Raw genomic sequence first — 19,904 nt, forward strand, 5'->3', positions numbered from 1 at the left:
AGGTAGTGGCACGGTCTTTAACGCTAATCACCAAAGCCAATGAATCGAGTGGTGATGTCGGAGAAGTTCTTATGGTGGCAGCAAGGGACGCTTCATCTGAAGAGGAAATGAAACGTGAACGTTCCATGAATATGATGATTTATATTGTAATCATCTACATATCCTATGCGGTTTTTGTGGGTGTTATCTATGTAATATCCACTACTTTTTTAACAGAAATGGCTGAAGCAGGCAATCAAATGACCTCATCAGGTTCCCAACAAATGGGTATGCTGGGAAGTTTCGACCTTGACAAGTACACAAGAATTTTCAAACATTCAGCCGTCATACAGGGTTTGTGTTCAGGTCTCATGGCAGGAGTCATGGGTGAAGGAAGTGTCATGTCAGGATTGAAACATTCAATTATCATGGTGACAATAGGATACTTAATATTCACATTATTTATTTAAATCAGAACGAGGATACGATGAAGATTGCAGGTATTGATGAGGCGGGTAAAGGTCCTGTTATAGGTCCCATGTGTATTGCAGGCGTCATGGTTGATGAAACCAGAATTAACTCTTTAAAAAACCTCGGGGTCGCTGATTCCAAGAAAATATCTCCCAGAAAGCGGGCAGAACTTGATAACAAAATAAAAAAATATACAGACGACTATTTTATTTTTGAAATCGCCCCTGAACAAATCGATGAACTCAGGAATATAATGAGTATGAATGATATCATGGTTCTTGGTTTTTCCCGGGTTCTTGAAAACCTGAACCCTGATATGGTATATGTTGACTCTGCTGATGTAAAACCTGAACGTTTTGCAAACAATATACGCGGAGAATATTCCAAGAATAACAAAAAAGCTGCTGAAAACATAAAAATTATTTCTGAACATGATGCGGATGCTGTGTATCCTGTAGTGTCGGCGGCGTCCATTATTGCTAAAGTAAGACGTGATGAACTGGTTAACAATATAAAAAAAGATATAGGTGTTGATTTTGGCAGCGGGTATCCGTCTGACCCCAAAACAAAACAATTTCTTGCAGATTGGGTCAGAGAACACGGTTCTTTACCGGAAGTAGTCAGACATACATGGAAAACCGCGCAAAAACTTCTGGATAAAAATGGTGGTTAATGGGTCATTGAAGAGTTTTTATGTAATCTACCATGGACTGGAAAATTTTTAATCCGTCATCTGAACCCAGTACATTTTCGGATGCTCTTTCAGGGTGTGGCATAAGTCCCAGTACGTTTTTGTCTGGATTGATGATTCCTGCAATATTGTCCTTTGAACCGTTGGGGTTAGTTATGTCATCTGCTATCCCGTTTTCGTCCACATATCTGAATGTTATCTGGTTGTTTTTGTTTAAACTGGCAGCTGTAGACTGGTCTGCGTAGAAGTTCCCTTCTTTGTGAGCGATAGGAATCTGGATAATATCTCCTTTTTCAAACCTTGAAGTAAATGGTGTGTTATTATTGTCTACCCTTAAATGAGTCCATTTACAGAGGAATTTTGGATAAGCATTTGTGGTAAGAGCACCATCCAATAGACCGGATTCAGTAAGTACCTGAAAACCATTACAGATCCCAATTACTGGTTTCCCATAAGATACCATTTTTTTGACAGAATCCATAATAGGGGTTCTTGCAGCGATTGCACCGGCTCGCAGATAATCACCGTATGAGAAACCACCAGGAATTACCACACCATCAAAATCTTCTAGATTTTTATCCTTATACCACACAAGTTCAGCATCTACATCCATGACATCCTTGAGTACATGCAGTACATCACGGTCACAATTGGTACCACCGAACTGGATTATGGCGATTTTCATTAGGCTTCCCTCAAATCAATGGAATAATTGTGAATAATGGGATTTGCAATCAATTTCTGACACATCTCATCAACCTTCTGTCTGGCGTCTTCGGATGATTCAGCATCTAGGTCAATGGTGTATTTTTTGGCAGTTTTCACATCTTCTGTTTCAAACCCAAGATGTCCAAGCGCTCTTTTGATATTATTTCCTTCCGGGTCAAGCATTCCTGATTTAAGTTCAATGGTTACATTTGCACGGTACTGCATTTTAAGTCCTCTCTGATTTCATTTCCAGTTTAAGTCTACATAGAATATCAGGTAAATAATATCGATTTGGTATAAGATTAATGGAACGATGTATTACTTATTTAAGCATTTTATTATATGATCCACGGTTTCAGATACCTTATTCTGTTTGTCCAGTTTTATAGTGATATCTGCGTATTTATTGTACAGTATCCGTCTTTCATCAAAAAGTTCTTTCAGACTTTTATTTCTTATACCAACCATTCCTCTGGTGGCAAAATTCGATAACCTTTTTGTTATAATCTCAAACGAAACATCCAGAAATATTACTGTTGATTGGGTTTTTAAAAATTCCATTGCGGGTCTGGAATAAATTATACTGCCGCCGGGTGATATCACATATTTATCAGTTGAATTTAGCTGGATTCCAAGTACTGTTTCCTCTTCCAGTTCAAGTAATGCCCTTTCACCTTCAGAATCGATTAATTCCTGCAAACTTTTTCTGGATTTTTGTTCAACCACCTTATCGATGTCGATGAATCGATATCCCAGTTTTTTTGCCAGCAATTTACCAATAGTGCTTTTGCCCGCACCAGCCATACCGATGATGGTTATGTTCATTGTATCACAATGATTTTCTGGCATGTAGAAGTCTCTGTGCTATGGTGATATGGGTAAGTATGACGATTACAACAACAGCAGGTGCAAGCAAACCGATGAATGCACCGATGGTGAGTATTATCATTCTCTCCGGACGCTCGGCGATTCCGATATTCATACCTCTGCCACCGGCAGCTTCTGCACGTGCACGGGTATAACTTACTATATATGAACCTATCAGTGCTACCAGACACCAAATCCACATTGGGATGTTTAATAAAAGCGGGTCGGGTATATTTTCTGCAGTCACCCCATATATGATACCCACAAATATTATCGCGTCTGCATATCTGTCACATACAGAATCCAGTAATCCACCAAATGGAGTTATCCAACCGTTCTCTCTTGCAACTGCGCCGTCAAGAATATCAAAGAAACCGTTGAGGAGAATCAATACTCCACCAATCAAAATCTTTCCGGTACCAAACATAATTGCTGCAATTATACTAACGCCAAGTCCGACTACAGTCAACAGGTTCGGAGAGAGTGGTAAGGATTTTGCGAGGGGTTTGAACGATTTCCGGATTTTGTTTTTAAGATGGTTGAGTATTGTAAATCCCTTCCTTTGGCTCTGTGTATGTAGACAGGAATATTTTGGATTATTGGATTTTTATTAAAATATTTTTATCCATTATGGCTGTTGTAATATTTCAATCATACATTATCAAATATTTTCATGATATCATCTGCAAGATTGATGCTTATACCCACTGATTTCATTAAAGTGTCCGCACGTATAATATCACATTCGATCCCTTCATTCTTAAAATCGGATTCTTTGAAATGGTCGGTTTTATCGATGACAAATACATCAAGAAAATCCTGGTAGCATTTTGCTACACTTATGGATGATGCATCCAGACCTTTTGCATGCATGAGTTTTGCCACCGGACCACTTACAGGTTCTGTTCCGATTATCGGACTTACAGCTGTAACCTTCTTATCCTTTAATGTTTCTTTCATTTTGGGTAGTGCCAGTATAGGTCCAATACTTGTTATTGGATTGCTGGGACCGATTAGTACTTTATCATCCATTTTTAAAGCATCAATAACTCTTGGAGAAATGGATGCTTTTGATGCCCCATCCACAAACACATCATATACATCGGATTTCCCCTTCTCCTTTATCCAGAAATCCTGGAAATGCAAATTTCCTGATGACGTTTTTATAAAAGTGGTAACGGTATCATCCGACATCGGTAAAATTTTCGCCCTGATACCAAAATTTTGTGCCAGTTTGGATGAGGCAGAAGTTAGAGTATTTCCGTTTCTAAGATATTCCGAGCGCATGATATGGGTTCCGCGATCAATATCGCCCAGCATCATACCCTCATTGTATCCTATTGCTTTCATTGATTTATGTGTTATAAACGAATCATCGGCAATACCCCACCACTTATCGGTATCCAGTTTATCTGAAAAAAGGTAAAATACAGTATCCATGTCAGGGGAGACCAGATTGCCTGATATCCAGACGTCTTCACCTGTGTTAACCACTACTGTGATATCTTCTTCGGGTATGACTTTTCTTAATCCGTTCAGTAATTTCGGGGTTCCGGTACCACCAGATAGTACAATCATGGATTTACCTCTATGTTTTTCTGTTTCCCTTGAATAATCAAAACACCATTATATAATGAAACCGATTTAAAAAATATGAAAGTTATTCGTGATCCAGTACACGGCTACATTGAACTGGATGAACTTGCGCTGTCATTGATAGATACCCCACTCATGCAGCGTTTGAGAAGGATTAAGCAGCTGGGGTTATCATCACTTGTCTATCCAGGTGCCAATCATACACGTTTTGAGCATTCTCTTGGTGTTATGCATCTGGCATCCATGCTGATGAATCAACTGAATAATATAAGTATCGATGAAAAAAATGAACTTCGTGCTGCAGCGCTTTTGCATGACATCGGTCATGGGCCCTATTCCCATGTAACTGAAGGAACAATAAAATACTACACCAGAAAAAAACACGATGATGTTAGAGAAGTGCTCAAGCGAGATGAAATTGCAGATATTTTACATGAGCACAACCTTGACCCTGAAACAGTTGCAAAACATATTAAAGGAGAAACTGCACTGGGCCAGATTTTAAACAGTGAAATCGATGTTGATCGGATGGATTATCTTGTAAGGGATGCACATTATACAGGTGTGACATTCGGTCTGGTGGATTATGAGCGCCTGATTCATGAAATGGAGATTTTCGGTAAAAAACTGGTTGTAAGATGGGGTGGTTTGAAAGCTGCCGAGTCTTTGCTGTTATCCAGATTTTTGATGTACCCTTCAGTCTATTATCATCATGTCTCAAGGATTGCAGAAACAATGTATATAAGGGCGATTCAAAATTTAATCGACAGAGAAATCTTGTCCCCTTTTGGATTGAATAAATTAGATGACATCAGCCTTTTTGAAGTAATACGCTCTGATGATGATTATGCAGGTGAGCTTGGAAGACGAATCGAAGAACGAAAGTTGTTCAAAAGGGCGCTCAGGGTAGGTTTCCAATCACTCGGAGTGGATGTATTAAAGTACAGGGATAATGTTGAAAGGATTGAAATAGAATTAGCAGAAATGGCGGATATCGACAGTAAATATATATTGATTGACATTCCAGGCACACCTGAAATTGAGGAAATGAAAGCATTAATCAGAACCGATAGCAAAATGCAGCATCTGGATGACGTGTCCCAGGTTGTGGCGACCCTTGAACAAGCACATAGAGACAACTGGCGGATGGGTGTATATACTCCAAAAGAGTACCGCGATATTGTGGGTAAGGTTGCACGTGACTTCTTTGAAGTAAAAAAACCACCAAAACAGTATCGTTTAACTGAATATTAAAGGTGTAATTTTTGAACAAAATCTCACAAAACATCGGCAGAACAGAACTTGTTCTTGAATGGAAACTAATGGGTGAGGATTATATCGTCACCCTGAAAGGTGGTCGTGAACACGTCGGTGCTGTGGCTGTAGGATTATATGATGCCGGAACTAAAATTTCAACATCTTCAGTGATTTCTCTGCCTGGACACAGAGAGGAAAACATAGCCCTTAACAGTGCAAGAAAAATAAGTTCTTACACACACAAAACAACTGTTTTTATGGCTGGAATCCATCTGGATGACATAACAAGAGAAGAAATCGATAATATTGTAGAGACATCAGAGGATATTGTAGATAGATTCATTGAATTACTGGAGGAAAACGTTTGATTGAAATAGCAGTTGGTATCAGTGGCGCATCAGGGATACAGTACGGCATCCGTTTGGTGCAGATATTATCCAATATGGATAATGTTTTTACCCATCTGGTGATTACAGATTCTGCGAAGAAGCTGATAGGTATAGAAACAGATTATTCTGTTATCGAAATAGAAGGTATGGCATCAAGAGCTTACAATGAAAAGGATTTCACAGCACCTATAGCCAGCGGTTCGCATCTTTTTGCGGGTATGATTGTGGCACCATGCAGTATGAAAACGCTTGGTTCCATCGCAAACGGAATTACAGATAATCTGTTAACCCGTACGGCAGATGTGTGTTTGAAAGAAAGGCATAAACTGGTTCTTATGACACGAGAGACACCACTAAACCAGATACATATAGAAAACATGTTGAAAATTACCCAAGCAGGAGGCACGGTTCTTCCAGCATGCCCGGGTTTTTATTCTGGACCGCAAACTATTGATGACCTGATAAATACTATGTCAGGCAGAGCGCTTGACCTGATGGGTATAGAAAATGAAATTTTCACCCGATGGGGCTGATATCAACATTGTTAATCATCCAATTTCTCTAACCTTTTTTAATAGTTAAATATATTAAGGAGAATGAGTATTAGTGTGGAACGTGCGATAAAAAACATATCGGGATAGTAGGGTAGCCTGGACGATCCTCGAGCGTTTGGGACGCTTGGACAACGGTTCAAATCCGTTCTATCCCACCATTTTTTAATGAGTCATGAACTTATAAAACTGCTTTTAAATTTGAATATCTTTTATAGACCTTTATATTTGTTTATTCGTTATCTGTTTTCCACTGGGATTAAAATTATTAGATACATATAACTCAATAGAGGATATATGGTTAATGTAAAAGTAAAATTGTTTGCAAATCTGCGTGAATATGCAGGAGTATCAGAAGTTATCCTTAAAGGCAGTACGGTATCAGATATATTAAATTCTCTGGGTCATCACTATCCTCAGTTAAAAGAACTTATTTTTGAAAATCCAGAGGATGAAGACGAACTTCAGGGATACATAAACGTATTATTAAACGGTGAGAATATTCAACACCTTGAAGGGCTTTCAACTCAGCTCAAGGAGCATGATGAAATAGCAATTCTGCCGCCAGTATCTGGGGGTTAATCCAGAAATATAATTACTGAAATCTACAAGAGGTTATAACATGGAAGTTACTGATAAAATCAGAAAGTTTGCTTTTGAACAGGGAATAACAGCACTGGGAAGTGCACCAGTATCCAGATATAGTAAATCCCCTGAAGGGCATCATCCCGGTGATTATCTTCCAGAAACAAAAACAGTGATTACCTTTGCTTATCCCTTGAATCCGACAAGTATCTTGAATCTTCCAACCACCCGTCATCAGTATATGCAGGAACATCATGCTGCAAACCAGATACTCAGATATGCCACTCATAAAATCGCCCGTATGTTGGAAGAAGATGGTTGTACCAGCTTGCCTGTAAGCCCTACACCGGCAATCGGAGACCTGGCACGGCTGGAGTCTGATTTTTCCCATAAACATTCAGCAGCTATATGCGGCATCGGGCAGTTCGGATTAAACAATCTCCTTATAACGCTTGATAATGGTCCAGGCGTCAGGCTTTCAAGTGTGTTTACCACAGCTGACATTTCAATCAGAGGTACTGAAATCACAAAAAACCTCTGTGACGACTGCAGACGCTGTGTTGACATCTGTCCAGTGGGTGCTCTGGATAATTATCTTGATGATTTTTCGACACAAACAGGCAGACCAATGGATAAAGAAAAATGCACCCATTATATACACACAATACACCAGGGAAACAGGTGTGGGTTGTGTATGAAAGTCTGTTTGGAGAGGTTCTACCATGGACAATAAAACAAGTTTTTAAATATGTACTGGGATTAAAAAATGACCGGATTATTTAAAGATAGGACAGAAGTAAACAAAGCCAGAAATATTTTTTTGAATGCATTTGGTACTGTTGATGATACAGAACAGGTTTTTATAGAAAAATGTCCTGGCAGGATACTGGCACTTCCGGTAACATCAACCAGAAATGTACCTCATTACAGACGTGCGGCAATGGACGGTTATGCAGTTCGTTCTTCGGATACAATCGGTGCGTCTCCCACTGCATCTTTGATGTTGGAGCTCGATGACGAAGTTACCGACGGGACTTGTGTACGTGTTCATACTGGTTCATTGGTACCCGAAGGAGCAGATGCAGTTGTAATGGTGGAAGATACCACACCTGTTGGAGATATGGTTGAAATTAAAACACAGGTTCATCCGAACAAACATGTAGGACAGATAGGAGAGGATATAAAGGAAAATGATACTGTGTTTTCTCAGGGGCATATGCTAAGACCATGTGATGCAGCAGTCCTCGCATCCCTTGGTATTAATAGAATAACTGTATATAAAAAACCCAGAGTAGCAGTAATCCCTACAGGTAATGAACTTGTACCCCAATCAACTTCTTCCTTACCCCTGCCAGGAGAAGTTGTAGAAACCAATGGACTCATGGCGGATTTGTATATTGAAAAATGGGGAGGTGTATGCAAATATTGTGACATCATACCTGATAATCCTGAACTTATAAAAAACGCCATCCAATCACAACTTAACTCAAACCTGATAATTCTCTGCGGCGGGACATCGGTAGGGGAAAGGGATCATGTTCCTGAGATGGTCGAATCTCTTGGTGAAGTCCTTGTCCATGGTGTAAGTATGAGCCCTGGTAAACCCATTGCTCTGGGGATAATTGAAGGTGTGCCTGTGATATGTCTTCCTGGTTATCCTGTTGCAGGACTGGTGGGTTTGTTTATGTTTGCCCGTCCAGCACTCAGAAAGCTTGGACATGTACCAGATATTCCTGATACAACAGTAAAGGCAGAACTATCAGATAAAATTCCTTCAAAAGAGGGATATATGACTTTTTCAAGGGTTATTCTGGATACCACTGATTTGATTGCATATCCTGTAATGACTTCAGGAGCAGGTGTTTTAAGTTCTGTCGCAAAATCCAATGGTCTTGTAATTGTACCTGAAAATCTTGAAGGCTATGAAAAAGGACAGAAAGTGGATGTTGTTCTGATTGAATAATGATTACACTGCACAGAAAACGCTTATTCCTTTTTTAACAGTGGGAGCAGGTGGATTTTTCGGAGTTATTTCCAGATATCTTGTGACATCTGTGGTAGCGTTTCCTATAGATATTTTTTATCCTCAACATGCTTGGGAGTTTTTTGGTTGGAATTGTGATGTTTGACCCTGAATATCTGGTACTTTTTAGTTCAAAAACAGGTTGGGATCTGGTGTAGGATACTTGGGTTCATTTACCACATTCTCCACATTTGCTTATGAGAACTTTAAATCCCTGGAAGATGGTGAATCTTGGTTTATGCTGTACAATATTTTGCTAAATCTCCTTTTCTGTATGTTATGGTAAGTATCGGATATATGATGGTTAAATTAATTTAAAGTGAAATCCAATATAATGTTAGATTGGAGGTTGTATTATGAATTCGGTAATTCTTCGGATTTATATGAGTCAGAGTGATACCTACAAAGGGAAATCATCACATGATGTCGTTGTGGAATATTTAAAGGATGCAGGCATCGCTGGAGCTACAGTTGTACACGGTATTGAAGGATATGGTACCCATCATGAAATCCATACAGCAAATGTCCTGAGCTTGGGTGTAGATTTACCAGTAATCGTGGAAGTAATCGATGATGAAGAAAAAATCAGAAATGTAGTGCCAGAACTCAGGAAAATGTTGCCTGATGCACTTATGACTCTTCAGGATATAGAAATAGTATCAAACAACAAAAACTTAACCTAAATCGCTTAAAACTTCACGGCTCACCTGTAAAGTACTACATTGTTCCCTCTTACATCTACAAGAGTGGTGTTTGTAGCATCAGCAATTTTCTGGGATAATTCGATTGTATCTTCATTTTCAAATGTACTTTTTAAAATTTTAACTTTAACAAGACGGTTGGCTTTTAACTGATTTTTCAATTCATCTACAATTGGGTCTGTCAGTCCGTTTTTTCCAATATGAATTACTGGTTTTAACTGTGAAGCTTCCGACTTTAATTCATATAATTTCTTTTTATCCATTTTGAGTATACCTCATAGTATCAAGTTAATTGAATCCAAAAACTATTTTACATATGCAAAGGTGCCGTTTGATGTGTTATATTGACAAAACAATATGATGTTTGCATTATTTCGATTTAATAATTTAGTCAAGTAACCTATTAATCAAAACTGTTTATTTAATCTTTCGTGTGTTTTACTATATGAACTGCTTCTGGTATGATGATATCTTCTATAGCCAGACGTACAGCATTTCTGGAACCAGGTAGACAGAATACAGCTTTGCCTCCGGTAACACCTGCTGTAGCTCTGGTTAGCATTACTGCTGTGCCGATTTCTTCTATACTTTTGAATCTGAAAAGTTCTCCAAAACCGGGTATTATTTTATCAAACATTGGTGTAACCGATTCTACGGTTACATCATGGGATGTTAATCCTGTACCACCAGTTGTTATTATTATATCTGCATCACTTTCAACTGCAGACCTGAGGGCATTTTGTATGGTATTTGAATCATCGTTTATGAGCATGTATTGTGTGACATCATGTCCATTTGTTGTCAGAAGATTCTTGATAGTTTGACCTGATGAATCATCAGCCTGTTCTGGATTTGATACATCTTTATATGTCTTATATCTCGAACTGGAAATTGTAATCAAAAAAAACTTGCATGGTTTCTCAGTTCCGCTTTTATGGTTTTGCGTAGAAGTGGATTTGGTATTCATAATAAACTTTGGTTACCTATTATCGATTGGTGTTTAATTAGATTGGCGGATAGACTATTTAACTCTTTTTATCTTAATAATGTTTTGGTGATTTCCAGGGGCTATATATAAATTGAAGTTACCCAGTGTTAGATAATATGCAGATACTTGCGATAGATGTAGGTACCGGAACGCAGGATATTTTACTGTACGACGCTGAAAAAGGTATAGAAAACAGTCCTATGATGGTCATGCCTTCTCCTACTGTCATGGTAGCAGACAAAATCCGTAGAGCAACGGAATCAAAGATTGATGTATTACTTACCGGATATATTATGGGCGGTGGCCCGTCTACCAGAGCGATCAAAGATCATCTGAAAAAAGGTTTGGATGTTATTGCTACAAAAAATGCAGCGTTGACCATCAATGATAATCTTGACAGGGTTCGTTCAATGGGTATTGAGATAATCGATGAGCATGATCTGGGATCCCTACCTGAAAATCTTCAGCGTATCAATTTGCAGGACCTGACAATAGATGAGATAAAAAATGCCTTTTACCAGTTTGGTGTAGCGTTTCCATCAAAGTTTGCAGTGGCTGTACAGGACCATGGGAATTCTCCCAAACTAAGCAACCGGGTTTACAGATTTAAACATTTTGAAAATGCTATAAAAAAGGGTGGCGGACTTGAAAACTTTTCCTATAAAAATGAGGATATTCCACCATATCTGACACGTATAAAAGATACATCAAGTGTAATTGATAACACGAAGTCGGTATTCATGGATACTGGACCAGCTGCAATTTTTGGAGCATTACAGGATCCCAGTTCATATCAACCATCAGTAGTGGTAAATATAGGTAATGGACATACACTTGGAGCACTTGCAGTAGATAACAGGGTCACAGCATTGTTCGAACATCATACATCTAAATTAAACCCTTCTAAGTTACAGGATTATATAGTCAGGCTTTCTGAAGGAAACCTTACCTTTGATGAAGTTTTAAATGACGGCGGGCATGGGTGTTATATCAACAAAAAAATAGGATTTGATAATATCCAGTCTGTCACGGTCACTGGTCCAAGTCGTGGAATGATTCAAAATATTGACATAATCGATAAAAATCCGAAGTTATGGGAAAAATTACATTTTGCTGCGCCATTTGGTAATATGATGCTGACCGGGTGTTTTGGATTGCTTTCAGCATACCGATATCATTATGAAGAATATATCTGAATGATATTTCCGACAGATAGAATTCTATAATTTACAATAACTGAAACTTCATAGGACTTATAACCCACATGACAGGGAATTTTATATATAACAAATGTTGTAAGTTAGGTAACAATAGATACATATAGGTGTATTACATATTAAGACGAAGTAAATCCAAGTCCAGAATAATTTTTAAATTTAATTTTAACCACCAAGGAGGCTTAATTTTATGGCACGAAAACCAGCAAGTATGTATAGGAATGTGAAAAACCGCTCATACACAAGGCGTAAATATATGGGTGGTGTGCCTGGAAGTCAGGTAATTCATTATGATATGGGTAACAAAAACGCACAGTTCCCTGTAAAGCTTTCACTAATAGCTGAAGAAAAATGTCATATACGTCACACAGCACTGGAATCGGCCCGTGTTTCTGCAAACAGAAGATTAATGAGCGCAGCAGGACGTGCAGGATATCATCTTAAATTAAGGGTATATCCACATGAAGTGCTGCGAGAAAACAAACAGGCTACAGGCGCTGGTGCTGACCGTGTTTCAAGCGGTATGAGACAGGCTTTTGGTAAGAATGTTGGTACTGCTGCCCGTGTATCAGCAGGTCAGAAAGTATTCACAGCTTCTGTAAACAAGGACGACTTTGAAGCAGCAAAGGATGCCCTGTGGCGTGCTGGTCAAAAAATACCAACACCATTTAGAATTGTTGTAGATCAGGGTTGGAAATTAGTAGAATAAACAACCTTATTGTCTTCAATTTTTTCTTTTTAACCAAATATTATATAATTACAGAAATCATATATAAACAGGATAATTAAATAAGTGAGGGTGATTAATATAGAAGTAGATTATAACGATTACGACTCCCTTCTGGACCGGGCAATGGAAAAAATGCCGGAACTGGAAACTACTGATGAACGCTTTTCAATCCCGGAACCCAAAATATTCCAGGAAGGTAAAACCACTGTATTGGATAATTTCGGAAATATTGTAGATGTTCTAAACCGTGACCCTGAGCATGTTTTGAAATACCTGAACCGGGAAATGGGTACAGCAGGAAAAATAGAAGGAAACCGCGCCATATTCCAGGGTCGTTTTCCAAAAGAACTGATTAAATCAAACCTTGATTCCTATCTTAACGAATATGTGTTATGTTCAGAATGCGGACGACCTGATACCCAGCTGGAAAAAGTGGACAGAGTTCTGGTAATGAAATGTCTGGCATGTGGTGCACATCGGCCTATAAGGAAGAAAAAAGCATCTTCAGGATCAACACAAGCTCCAACCGTTGAAGAAGGAAAGGTATACAATGTTCAAATTACAGCGGTTGGTTCCAAGGGAGATGGAATTGCAAAACTTGATAAGTTTACTGTATTTGTGCCGGGTGCTGCAAAGGGGCAGGAATTAAAAGTTAAAATTAACCGCATAAGCGGTAACCTTGCGTTTTCAGAAAAAGCGGAATAAATTAATGGTTGTGTTATTACATCACCTGAATGTGTGGTGTAATATTCATATCATTATTGGATACACTGGGTTACATCATAGATTTTTTTGACTATTATGTACGTCTGTTTTACCAGTAATTTAGGTTTGATTATATTTCTAATAACACACAGGGGTTACAATGCACTCAAATACAGATATTTCAAAACCATCTGATAAAGACGGGGAAGATTACATATCAATCTTATCAATTCCCGGATTATCGGTTAAATTAAACCATCTGAACGGCTTTTTACAGCTAACATCTACAGGACCGTTAAACACTACCTGCTCACCGTTTTTAAATAAAATTAACTCACGCCTGGAAAACGAAAAACCTGCATCCTGGAATGATGAAAGCGTTATTGCATCAACATGGTTGCCACCAATACCAAGCGGACCGTTCAAACGACTGATTTATGCGGAGACAAAGATAGCGTTTGGTAAGTATATTCCTGAAACAGTATCCTTTGAAATCACCCGTGAATGTAAATGCAACTGTGAACACTGTGTTGTAAGCGGGGGAGAAGGAGACCTTGATATTGAAACTTTCAAACGTGCAATCGATGAAGCACTGGATATGGGTGCATTTATAATCACATTTACTGAAGGTGACCCTTTACTTAGAGAAGAAATCTTTGAACTCATTGATTATGTGGATAAGGAACGGGCAATTGTAAATATATTCACACCGGGTACAGAACTGACACCTGAGGCAGCCAAGCGTTTAAAAGAAGTAGGTCTTCATAACCTCTTAATCAGTATTTATTCCACATACCCTGAAAAACACGATTCTGTTCGAAGGCTTGAAGGAGCTCATGAAATGGCGATAAACGCCATTAAAAATGCTTTAGATGCGGGTTTACTGGTAACCATGGCAACACATGTATCACCCAACAGAATGGATGAATTACCCAAACTCTATGAACTGGCATCAGAACTGGGAGTTCATGAACTGTCATTATGGGAATCTGTCCCAAAAAAACCGGGTGACCCGATATTGTCCGATACTGACCGTGAATCCATTCTGGAGATGTATCACAAAATCAATTCCAATTCTGAAGGTCCAAGGGTATTTTCAAATACATATTTTGAAGGAGAAATGCTTGGGTGTATGGCAGGTCAGAGATGGATGCATGTCTGTGTAGACGGTTCGGTTAAACCTTGCCCTTATATACCGTTTGAATTTGGAAACATCCAGAACGATTCGCTAAAAGATATCTGGAATAACATCCGCAAATACCCACAATTCAAGGGTAAACGCAGCAGATGCCTGATGCATGAAACAGAATTCTTAAATCTGGTATCAAAGATTCCGGATAGTGAAGATATACCTTATAGCTTTGCTAAAATGCAATAAACTTATACTTTTAATGAAGCTTAGTGGTATAAAATCAACAATTACTTTCATCCAGCTTGCTTTATTTTTATATTTGTTTAAGTTTTAGGGTTCTATGAACTCAGTGGCAATTCTGTCATCGAGTTCAAACCACATTCAAAAAAAGAGGATGTTTGTGAGTTCCTGATGAATATCAGGAACATTAATCCCGTTAAAAGAATTGTCATTATACTTGATAACTTCAAATCGCATCATGCAAAAACTGTGGTTGAATATGCAGTCAACAACGGTATCGAACTGGTATGTCTACCTCCCTACTCACCTGAACTCAATCCCATAGAGTTCATATGGAAGAGTACCAGGAGAGTAATATCCAGGTTCTTCGTCATCGATACCAATCATATGAGACAGCTGATTTATGAAGCATACATGCGATTATCAGCAAATATCAGTTTTGCAAAAGGGTGGATGAAAAAGTTTCTTGTGTATAATTTTATACAACGAATGTTATGTTAGTTACTATAGTCCTCAATGAATAATAGTAGCTTGCATAACAGCTTGTCATCCCGGAAGCATCGACAGCTATTATACCGTAGCTGTCACCCCGGTTATAGAACAGTCTTGCTGTTTGATCGAACATCTGATTAAACTTGTAAGTAGTTATCCTGCTAACGAACTTTTGCAATGTAGTAAAGTGCGGAGCTTTCTCAAGTTCCAATTTTTGAGTGAAACTTCTGTAATCGGCAACCATGTAATCTTTTAACAGCACCAGCACCATCAACTGGTACTGGTTATGATCCTATTTTGAGTACTTACTCGAATACAATGGCAGTCAGGTTCCTATGATAACTTTTAATGTTTCATCGGAAAGTTTAAGGTATATGTTGTTTCTCTTCACAATTGCTCATTTTTCTGGTTTTTGTCCAAAATCAAAAAGGTGCACCTTTCCTTAAATCATTTTAATATTAAAAACTTTTATCAGAACAGTGTTTCTGCATATCCCGGTCAAATTATATCTATAAATAACAGGCTCACAGATATAGAAAGTCATAATTTAAAAATAATCTACAATTGACTAGGTATCTGATTATAATTATTTTTCGAAGTTTTGCTATATGTTTTAAAATTTTATAGTAGCCTATGATGATTTTATACCGTTTAATTTTATATAAAATAACAAAATATGTATAACGAATAATGAATAATGAAAACTCTACATCCAAGATATTGATTGTAGATGATGAACCCGAACTTGTAGAATTGATAGCAGATTATTTAGATGAATATGATACAATCGCTGCCTACAATGGACAGGAAGCTATTGACAAAATCAAATCCGAAAATATAGATGTAGTTCTCCTTGATGTTATGATGCCCGACATTAATGGATTTGAAGTCTGTAAAAATATAAAAAATGATGAATCCATAGATTATATTCCTGTTTTAATGATAACTGCATTATCAGATCAAGATAATAAAATAAAAGGTCTGGATTCTGGTGCAGACGATTTTCTTACAAAACCTGTTGATGAAGAAGAGCTCAAAGCAAGAATTAGGTCATCACTCAGAATAAAAAATTTGCATGATGAATTGAAAAGGAACCACAACGAATTGTATAAGCAACAACAAATCCGAAATGTCCTAACAAATATTATACCTACATTGTTAAAACAGCTTCCTAAAGAAAAAAAGAAAATTTTGGTTAATCAAATGTATAATGAAATCGAATCTTTATTTAATAAAATGTACCTATCATCTAATAAAATTTCAGGCATCCAGAATTTAGATAGTAAAAATATAAACACTGAAAATGTAGAAAAAACATGTATCGAATTCATGGATTATCTGGGTGGTTCTTTTACCACGAACATACCCAAAAACAAAAACAATGTTCTTTTTACACTTGAAGGTAAAACCTGTCCTTGGGGGGCTTCACAGGCAAAAATGAACCCTATTTTATGCAACCTCACCAAAAAAATTTTTTATGATATTTCATCTAAAGCATTTACCAACATTTCAGTTAATACAATAAAAACTATGGGTAATGGGGATGATTGCTGCCTTTTTGAAATTATTAAATACGAATAACACTATTTAGAACTTGAATTTTTTTTATCTGTTTAGCATTATTTATATATGCTGAAGTTTCATAATAATTAGCGATTTTTAATAGGAAATTTGCTTGCATTGATGCTCGCAAGAGTAGTAGAAATTAACAATATTAAAACCTACTTTTTGTATCAAAATGTATCAAAAGTCTATCTCAATAGGCAGAATTATAAAAATTGTATCAATTAATTTGTTACTAACAGATATAACTGATTTCTATGAATTTGATGAAAAGGCTGGTTCTACCCGTTATCTGCTTGGTTGCTTTTTTCGGTATGACTGGCAGTGCTCTGATGGGTCCGGTTTTACCGGATATGGTAGACCCATTAAATTCTACCCGTGAAGCTGTTGGCTGGGTTATGGGTATTTTTACTTTATCCAATGCATTGTTCATGATGTTATTGGGCACCAGAATCGACAATTTGAGTCACAGAAAAGTTCTTGTTATCTCTCTCACAGTAAACGGTTTAGCCGGTATCGCCGGTTTTTTTGCACCAAATCTGCCAGTATTACTTGTTTTCAGATTCATTCAGGGAATAGGCACCGCCGGTATGATGCCTCTGGTAATGACTATGATAGGTGAATTATATGAAAGCTTTGAGCGTGTTCATGCAATGGGGAGAGTGAGCATGACCACATCAGTAGGTGAAGTGACCGCACCTTTTATAGGAGGCGGGCTTGCAGGAATCAGCTGGAATTATCCGTTCCTGTTTTATGGATTGACTATACCACTTGCAGTTGTTGCTGTATTTGTACTTCCCGAAACGAATGCAACACCTTTGAAACGAAAAACCGGTATTTATGAAGTAGTTTTAGCTCTTAAAAATATCAATGTAGCATATACCATATTTATGGCTTTTGCATTGTTCTTTCTCCTGTTCACCATTATAATCTATGTACCATTCCTTTTGAAAGATAATTTTGGATTCACAGCCCAGGGTGCAGGAATTGCTCTGGGGGTTCAGGGTGCATCGATGGCGGTTGTTGCATCACAGGCTAAAAGACTTTCATTAAAATTCTCAAAAAAAACTATAACCGGAGTCGGATTTGCAGTAATGGGAACTGCCATCATAGGTATGGCAGGTGCCTATCATTTACCATTAGTGTTTGTATTATTACTTCTGTTTGGCATCGGATTCGGAGTACTTATACCATTTATTAACACATTGATTACTCAGGTAGCTCCTGGCGAAGTCATGGGAGGTGTTGTATCTATTTTCAACACAATGAAATTTGTTGGTATGACTGCTTCATCAGTTGTGCTTGGATTAATATTACTAACATCCAATCTTGAAACTGTGTTTATCGTATCAGGTTTGCTGGGATTCGGTGTTGTTTTAATGAATTATTTTGTGTATAAAATATTATAATTCATCTGATGTAGATTTTAATTAATTCTATTTAATGATTATTCGTCCATTGATTCAACAATACTGTAAATATAAAAACCCTAATATAATAAATAAACACATTTTAAAACATGGGGACGTTCACCGATGCATACCTATAGAAAAATGTGATATTTATTATTCCTTATTACAGTAATAATATGGTTTCTTTACTTCGAGTTGAATTTGCCGTTTGATAGAGGGGAAGTATTTTTGAAGGTATATACTTCTTTTCCGCTCTTGTTTCTCTATATTTTATATAGAAAATTGATTTATCCAGAGTGAATCTGGGGTGGGGTATTTTTACCTACGGTTTGTTGATTGATTTGATGGATGAAATCACCAATGAGCCAGATCTGGTGGATACATATTTTGAAGATATGCTCACAATATTTGGTTTGATAATTATTACAGTTGGTTTCTATCATGCTGTGACCGGATATAATAGACTTCATAAAAAACTGAAACAGACAAACAAGTCCAAAGATATGTTTACAGACACCATGCGGCATGATTTACTCAATCCTGCTGGTATTATCAAGGGTTATATTCATTTATTAAAACAAAAAGAAGGTGATGAGAAGAAACTCTATTTACTTCAAAAAGTGGAAATAAGTAATGAGAAAATTATACAAATAGTTGAAAATGCATCAAAAGTTGCAAGACTGGATTCTATTGAAAATATGAAATTTGAGTCTATTGATATCAGCCAAAATTTAAAAGAGGTAGTGGGAGATTACAGACAAAATCTGGATGTTAAGAATATCGATGTCGAATTTAAATTCAATAACGAATGCAAATATGTTGCACCCATAGACCCTGTCATATATGATGCTTTTTCAAATCTGTTATATAATGCGATTAAATACAACAACGAGTCAGAAAAAAATAACCATATACATACTTGATAAAGACCCTTTCTGGAAAATAACAGTAACTGATTATGGAACCGGCATACCGGACAACAAAAAGCAACTGATATTTGAACGATTTTACCGTACTAAAAATAATAACCTTCATGGTAGCGGATTGGGCCTTGCAATTGTAAAAAAAATTGTTGAATTACATGGTGGAGATGTAGGTGTCAGTGACAATCCAGAAATTAAGGGAAGCCAATTCTGGATAACACTGAAAAAATCATTTCTCTGATAACCGAGGTTTTATCGATTCATCCCATGCTTTTTTAATTTTTTTATCCATATCCCCGCTTTCCTTCAAAATATCAAGTATTTCCTGTGCAACTTCAGGGTCATGGACTATATAACAATTCATACAGCTCCACACTTTACCGCCTGTGGACCGTTCAATACATTTACCACCTGTTCGCTCATCGCCGCACGGATAGAACGGACAGAAACAGAATGTACAATCCTGTCCTTCATAATGACAAGGATAATACGGACAGGCAGTATTACTACCAACAAGCGATTTACCTTTTACAGAATTAAGCCTGTGTTCCAGTTTTTGCTTGGCCCTGTCTCTACTTGTATTCGTCATGGCTTTTCCAATATTTTTAGCCAGCTTATCAGTTTCCTGATATGTTCTGACAGCGATTCTTAAAAAATCATGATCAAGAGAACAGAACGAACTGC

At 37.4% G+C, this 19,904-nt stretch carries 27 protein-coding genes, 1 tRNA gene and 1 pseudogene; 20 read left to right on the top strand and 9 right to left on the bottom strand.

Annotation, left to right across the window (positions count from 1 at the left end; genetic code table 11):
* Together ACLFMM_RS04440 and rnhB are read left to right on the top strand one after the other, a co-directional pair.
* On the top strand, positions 1-449 hold a 449-nt coding region (locus tag ACLFMM_RS04440), incomplete at its 5' end, for a type II secretion system F family protein (RefSeq protein WP_410807507.1).
* 17 nt (positions 450-466) lie between these two features.
* Positions 467-1,123: a ribonuclease HII gene (gene rnhB / locus ACLFMM_RS04445; protein ID WP_410807508.1), complete on the top strand. Its 657-nt coding sequence runs from the start codon at positions 467-469 to the stop codon at positions 1,121-1,123.
* A 4-nt stretch (positions 1,124-1,127) separates the two neighbouring features.
* Here the strand turns inward: rnhB and purQ are convergent, their stop codons facing one another.
* From purQ to cofD, 5 genes are all read right to left on the bottom strand, one after another.
* Positions 1,128-1,826, bottom strand: coding sequence for a phosphoribosylformylglycinamidine synthase subunit PurQ (gene purQ / locus ACLFMM_RS04450; protein ID WP_410807509.1), 699 nt, complete (start codon positions 1,824-1,826; stop codon positions 1,128-1,130).
* Complete coding sequence (gene purS / locus ACLFMM_RS04455; RefSeq protein WP_410807510.1) at positions 1,826-2,074, bottom strand: phosphoribosylformylglycinamidine synthase subunit PurS; 249 nt, start codon at positions 2,072-2,074, stop codon at positions 1,826-1,828. Before purS ends, purQ begins: the two co-directional genes overlap by 1 nt.
* Before the next feature lie 93 nt (positions 2,075-2,167).
* Entirely contained in the window at positions 2,168-2,698 is a 531-nt protein-coding gene (locus ACLFMM_RS04460) for a shikimate kinase (RefSeq protein WP_410807511.1), read from the bottom strand.
* Complete coding sequence (locus ACLFMM_RS04465; protein WP_410807512.1) at positions 2,679-3,185, bottom strand: CDP-alcohol phosphatidyltransferase family protein; 507 nt, start codon at positions 3,183-3,185, stop codon at positions 2,679-2,681. Before ACLFMM_RS04465 ends, ACLFMM_RS04460 begins: the two co-directional genes overlap by 20 nt.
* A gap of 182 nt (positions 3,186-3,367) precedes the next feature.
* Complete coding sequence (gene cofD, locus ACLFMM_RS04470) at positions 3,368-4,294, bottom strand: 2-phospho-L-lactate transferase (protein WP_410807513.1); 927 nt, start codon at positions 4,292-4,294, stop codon at positions 3,368-3,370.
* A gap of 75 nt (positions 4,295-4,369) precedes the next feature.
* Between cofD and ACLFMM_RS04475 the strand changes: the two genes are divergently transcribed.
* The 9 genes from ACLFMM_RS04475 to ACLFMM_RS04515 all read left to right on the top strand — a co-directional run bounded on the left by ACLFMM_RS04475 (position 4,370) and on the right by ACLFMM_RS04515 (position 9,800).
* A complete protein-coding gene (locus tag ACLFMM_RS04475) occupies positions 4,370-5,566 on the top strand; it encodes an HD domain-containing protein (RefSeq protein WP_410807514.1) in 1,197 nt (398 codons plus the stop codon).
* A gap of 11 nt (positions 5,567-5,577) precedes the next feature.
* Entirely contained in the window at positions 5,578-5,937 is a 360-nt protein-coding gene (locus tag ACLFMM_RS04480; protein WP_410807515.1) for a hypothetical protein, read from the top strand.
* Positions 5,937-6,491 carry a UbiX family flavin prenyltransferase gene (locus ACLFMM_RS04485; RefSeq protein ID WP_410807533.1) on the top strand — a complete coding sequence of 185 codons (555 nt, stop codon included), beginning with the start codon at positions 5,937-5,939 and terminating at the stop codon, positions 6,489-6,491. Before ACLFMM_RS04480 ends, ACLFMM_RS04485 begins: the two co-directional genes overlap by 1 nt.
* Positions 6,492-6,592: 101 nt before the next feature.
* A tRNA-Pro gene (locus ACLFMM_RS04490) sits at positions 6,593-6,670 on the top strand.
* Between the two features lie 136 nt (positions 6,671-6,806).
* Positions 6,807-7,091 (top strand): ubiquitin-like small modifier protein 1, encoded by a 285-nt coding sequence (locus ACLFMM_RS04495; protein ID WP_410807516.1) that lies wholly within the window; start codon positions 6,807-6,809, stop codon positions 7,089-7,091.
* Between the two features lie 40 nt (positions 7,092-7,131).
* Positions 7,132-7,827, top strand: a complete 696-nt coding sequence (locus tag ACLFMM_RS04500; protein ID WP_410807517.1) for a 4Fe-4S binding protein — start codon at positions 7,132-7,134, stop codon at positions 7,825-7,827.
* 33 nt (positions 7,828-7,860) lie between these two features.
* Positions 7,861-9,057, top strand: a complete 1,197-nt coding sequence (glp, locus tag ACLFMM_RS04505; protein ID WP_410807518.1) for a gephyrin-like molybdotransferase Glp — start codon at positions 7,861-7,863, stop codon at positions 9,055-9,057.
* Between the two features lie 202 nt (positions 9,058-9,259).
* The gene (locus tag ACLFMM_RS04510) at positions 9,260-9,403 is read left to right on the top strand and encodes a CrcB family protein (protein WP_410807519.1); all 144 of its coding nucleotides are present in this window, start codon (positions 9,260-9,262) and stop codon (positions 9,401-9,403) included.
* Positions 9,404-9,473: 70 nt separating this feature from the next.
* The gene (locus ACLFMM_RS04515; RefSeq protein ID WP_410807520.1) at positions 9,474-9,800 is read left to right on the top strand and encodes a DUF190 domain-containing protein; all 327 of its coding nucleotides are present in this window, start codon (positions 9,474-9,476) and stop codon (positions 9,798-9,800) included.
* A 20-nt stretch (positions 9,801-9,820) separates the two neighbouring features.
* On the opposite strand, the gene ACLFMM_RS04520 is transcribed toward ACLFMM_RS04515, so the two are convergent.
* Together ACLFMM_RS04520 and ACLFMM_RS04525 are read right to left on the bottom strand one after the other, a co-directional pair.
* Positions 9,821-10,081 carry a YhbY family RNA-binding protein gene (locus tag ACLFMM_RS04520; RefSeq protein ID WP_410807521.1) on the bottom strand — a complete coding sequence of 87 codons (261 nt, stop codon included), beginning with the start codon at positions 10,079-10,081 and terminating at the stop codon, positions 9,821-9,823.
* A 158-nt stretch (positions 10,082-10,239) separates the two neighbouring features.
* A complete protein-coding gene (locus ACLFMM_RS04525; protein ID WP_410807522.1) occupies positions 10,240-10,785 on the bottom strand; it encodes a molybdenum cofactor biosynthesis protein B in 546 nt (181 codons plus the stop codon).
* A 137-nt stretch (positions 10,786-10,922) separates the two neighbouring features.
* Here ACLFMM_RS04525 and ACLFMM_RS04530 point away from each other — a divergent pair, with 137 nt between their 5' ends.
* From ACLFMM_RS04530 to ACLFMM_RS04550, 5 genes and pseudogenes are all read left to right on the top strand, one after another.
* On the top strand, positions 10,923-12,002 hold the full coding sequence (locus tag ACLFMM_RS04530; protein ID WP_410807523.1) for a DUF1786 domain-containing protein: 1,080 nt from the start codon (positions 10,923-10,925) through the stop codon (positions 12,000-12,002).
* A 211-nt stretch (positions 12,003-12,213) separates the two neighbouring features.
* Positions 12,214-12,732, top strand: a complete 519-nt coding sequence (locus ACLFMM_RS04535) for a 50S ribosomal protein L16 (protein ID WP_410807524.1) — start codon at positions 12,214-12,216, stop codon at positions 12,730-12,732.
* A 90-nt stretch (positions 12,733-12,822) separates the two neighbouring features.
* A complete protein-coding gene (locus ACLFMM_RS04540) occupies positions 12,823-13,458 on the top strand; it encodes a translation initiation factor IF-2 subunit beta (protein WP_410807525.1) in 636 nt (211 codons plus the stop codon).
* A 160-nt stretch (positions 13,459-13,618) separates the two neighbouring features.
* A complete protein-coding gene (locus ACLFMM_RS04545; protein ID WP_410807526.1) occupies positions 13,619-14,836 on the top strand; it encodes a radical SAM protein in 1,218 nt (405 codons plus the stop codon).
* A 108-nt stretch (positions 14,837-14,944) separates the two neighbouring features.
* Positions 14,945-15,331: pseudogene (locus tag ACLFMM_RS04550) on the top strand (transposase); the annotation flags it as partial.
* Here the strand turns inward: ACLFMM_RS04550 and ACLFMM_RS04555 are convergent.
* Positions 15,309-15,593, bottom strand: a complete 285-nt coding sequence (locus ACLFMM_RS04555) for a hypothetical protein (RefSeq protein WP_410807527.1) — start codon at positions 15,591-15,593, stop codon at positions 15,309-15,311. The pseudogene ACLFMM_RS04550 and the gene ACLFMM_RS04555 overlap by 23 nt on opposite strands.
* A gap of 419 nt (positions 15,594-16,012) precedes the next feature.
* Between ACLFMM_RS04555 and ACLFMM_RS04560 the strand changes: the two genes are divergently transcribed.
* The 4 genes from ACLFMM_RS04560 (at position 16,013) to ACLFMM_RS04575 (ending at position 19,461) form a co-directional block, all read left to right on the top strand.
* On the top strand, positions 16,013-16,903 hold the full coding sequence (locus ACLFMM_RS04560; protein ID WP_410807528.1) for a methanogen output domain 1-containing protein: 891 nt from the start codon (positions 16,013-16,015) through the stop codon (positions 16,901-16,903).
* Between the two features lie 278 nt (positions 16,904-17,181).
* On the top strand, positions 17,182-18,294 hold the full coding sequence (locus tag ACLFMM_RS04565; RefSeq protein WP_410807529.1) for an MFS transporter: 1,113 nt from the start codon (positions 17,182-17,184) through the stop codon (positions 18,292-18,294).
* 299 nt (positions 18,295-18,593) lie between these two features.
* Positions 18,594-19,220, top strand: coding sequence for a sensor histidine kinase (locus ACLFMM_RS04570; RefSeq protein WP_410807530.1), 627 nt, complete (start codon positions 18,594-18,596; stop codon positions 19,218-19,220).
* Positions 19,168-19,461, top strand: coding sequence for an ATP-binding protein (locus tag ACLFMM_RS04575; RefSeq protein ID WP_410807531.1), 294 nt, complete (start codon positions 19,168-19,170; stop codon positions 19,459-19,461). Before ACLFMM_RS04570 ends, ACLFMM_RS04575 begins: the two co-directional genes overlap by 53 nt.
* Here ACLFMM_RS04575 and ACLFMM_RS04580 read toward each other — a convergent pair.
* Positions 19,450-19,904: cysteine-rich small domain-containing protein (locus tag ACLFMM_RS04580; RefSeq protein ID WP_410807532.1), on the bottom strand; the 455-nt coding region annotated here is incomplete at its 5' end. The two genes, ACLFMM_RS04575 and ACLFMM_RS04580, sit on opposite strands and share 12 nt — an antisense overlap.

This window comes from Methanohalobium sp. (genome assembly GCF_046546175.1).
In the GTDB taxonomy this organism is placed as follows: domain Archaea; phylum Halobacteriota; class Methanosarcinia; order Methanosarcinales; family Methanosarcinaceae; genus Methanohalobium.

What these genes read in the sequence shown, in the direction of transcription:
- ACLFMM_RS04525 (WP_410807522.1), bottom strand. Translation starts at nt 10,785, where the DNA reads ATGAATACCAAATCCACTTCTACGCAAAACCATAAAAGCGGAACTGAG.
- purQ (WP_410807509.1), bottom strand. Translation starts at nt 1,826, where the DNA reads ATGAAAATCGCCATAATCCAGTTCGGTGGTACCAATTGTGACCGTGAT.
- rnhB (WP_410807508.1), top strand. Translation starts at nt 467, where the DNA reads ATGAAGATTGCAGGTATTGATGAGGCGGGTAAAGGTCCTGTTATAGGT.
- ACLFMM_RS04560 (WP_410807528.1), top strand. Translation starts at nt 16,013, where the DNA reads ATGAATAATGAAAACTCTACATCCAAGATATTGATTGTAGATGATGAA.
- ACLFMM_RS04530 (WP_410807523.1), top strand. Translation starts at nt 10,923, where the DNA reads ATGCAGATACTTGCGATAGATGTAGGTACCGGAACGCAGGATATTTTA.
- ACLFMM_RS04520 (WP_410807521.1), bottom strand. Translation starts at nt 10,081, where the DNA reads ATGGATAAAAAGAAATTATATGAATTAAAGTCGGAAGCTTCACAGTTA.
- ACLFMM_RS04555 (WP_410807527.1), bottom strand. Translation starts at nt 15,593, where the DNA reads ATGGTGCTGGTGCTGTTAAAAGATTACATGGTTGCCGATTACAGAAGT.
- cofD (WP_410807513.1), bottom strand. Translation starts at nt 4,294, where the DNA reads ATGATTGTACTATCTGGTGGTACCGGAACCCCGAAATTACTGAACGGA.
- glp (WP_410807518.1), top strand. Translation starts at nt 7,861, where the DNA reads ATGACCGGATTATTTAAAGATAGGACAGAAGTAAACAAAGCCAGAAAT.
- ACLFMM_RS04515 (WP_410807520.1), top strand. Translation starts at nt 9,474, where the DNA reads ATGAATTCGGTAATTCTTCGGATTTATATGAGTCAGAGTGATACCTAC.
- ACLFMM_RS04535 (WP_410807524.1), top strand. Translation starts at nt 12,214, where the DNA reads ATGGCACGAAAACCAGCAAGTATGTATAGGAATGTGAAAAACCGCTCA.
- ACLFMM_RS04575 (WP_410807531.1), top strand. Translation starts at nt 19,168, where the DNA reads ATGCGATTAAATACAACAACGAGTCAGAAAAAAATAACCATATACATA.
- ACLFMM_RS04460 (WP_410807511.1), bottom strand. Translation starts at nt 2,698, where the DNA reads ATGCCAGAAAATCATTGTGATACAATGAACATAACCATCATCGGTATG.
- purS (WP_410807510.1), bottom strand. Translation starts at nt 2,074, where the DNA reads ATGCAGTACCGTGCAAATGTAACCATTGAACTTAAATCAGGAATGCTT.
- ACLFMM_RS04500 (WP_410807517.1), top strand. Translation starts at nt 7,132, where the DNA reads ATGGAAGTTACTGATAAAATCAGAAAGTTTGCTTTTGAACAGGGAATA.
- ACLFMM_RS04545 (WP_410807526.1), top strand. Translation starts at nt 13,619, where the DNA reads ATGCACTCAAATACAGATATTTCAAAACCATCTGATAAAGACGGGGAA.
- ACLFMM_RS04495 (WP_410807516.1), top strand. Translation starts at nt 6,807, where the DNA reads ATGGTTAATGTAAAAGTAAAATTGTTTGCAAATCTGCGTGAATATGCA.
- ACLFMM_RS04475 (WP_410807514.1), top strand. Translation starts at nt 4,370, where the DNA reads ATGAAAGTTATTCGTGATCCAGTACACGGCTACATTGAACTGGATGAA.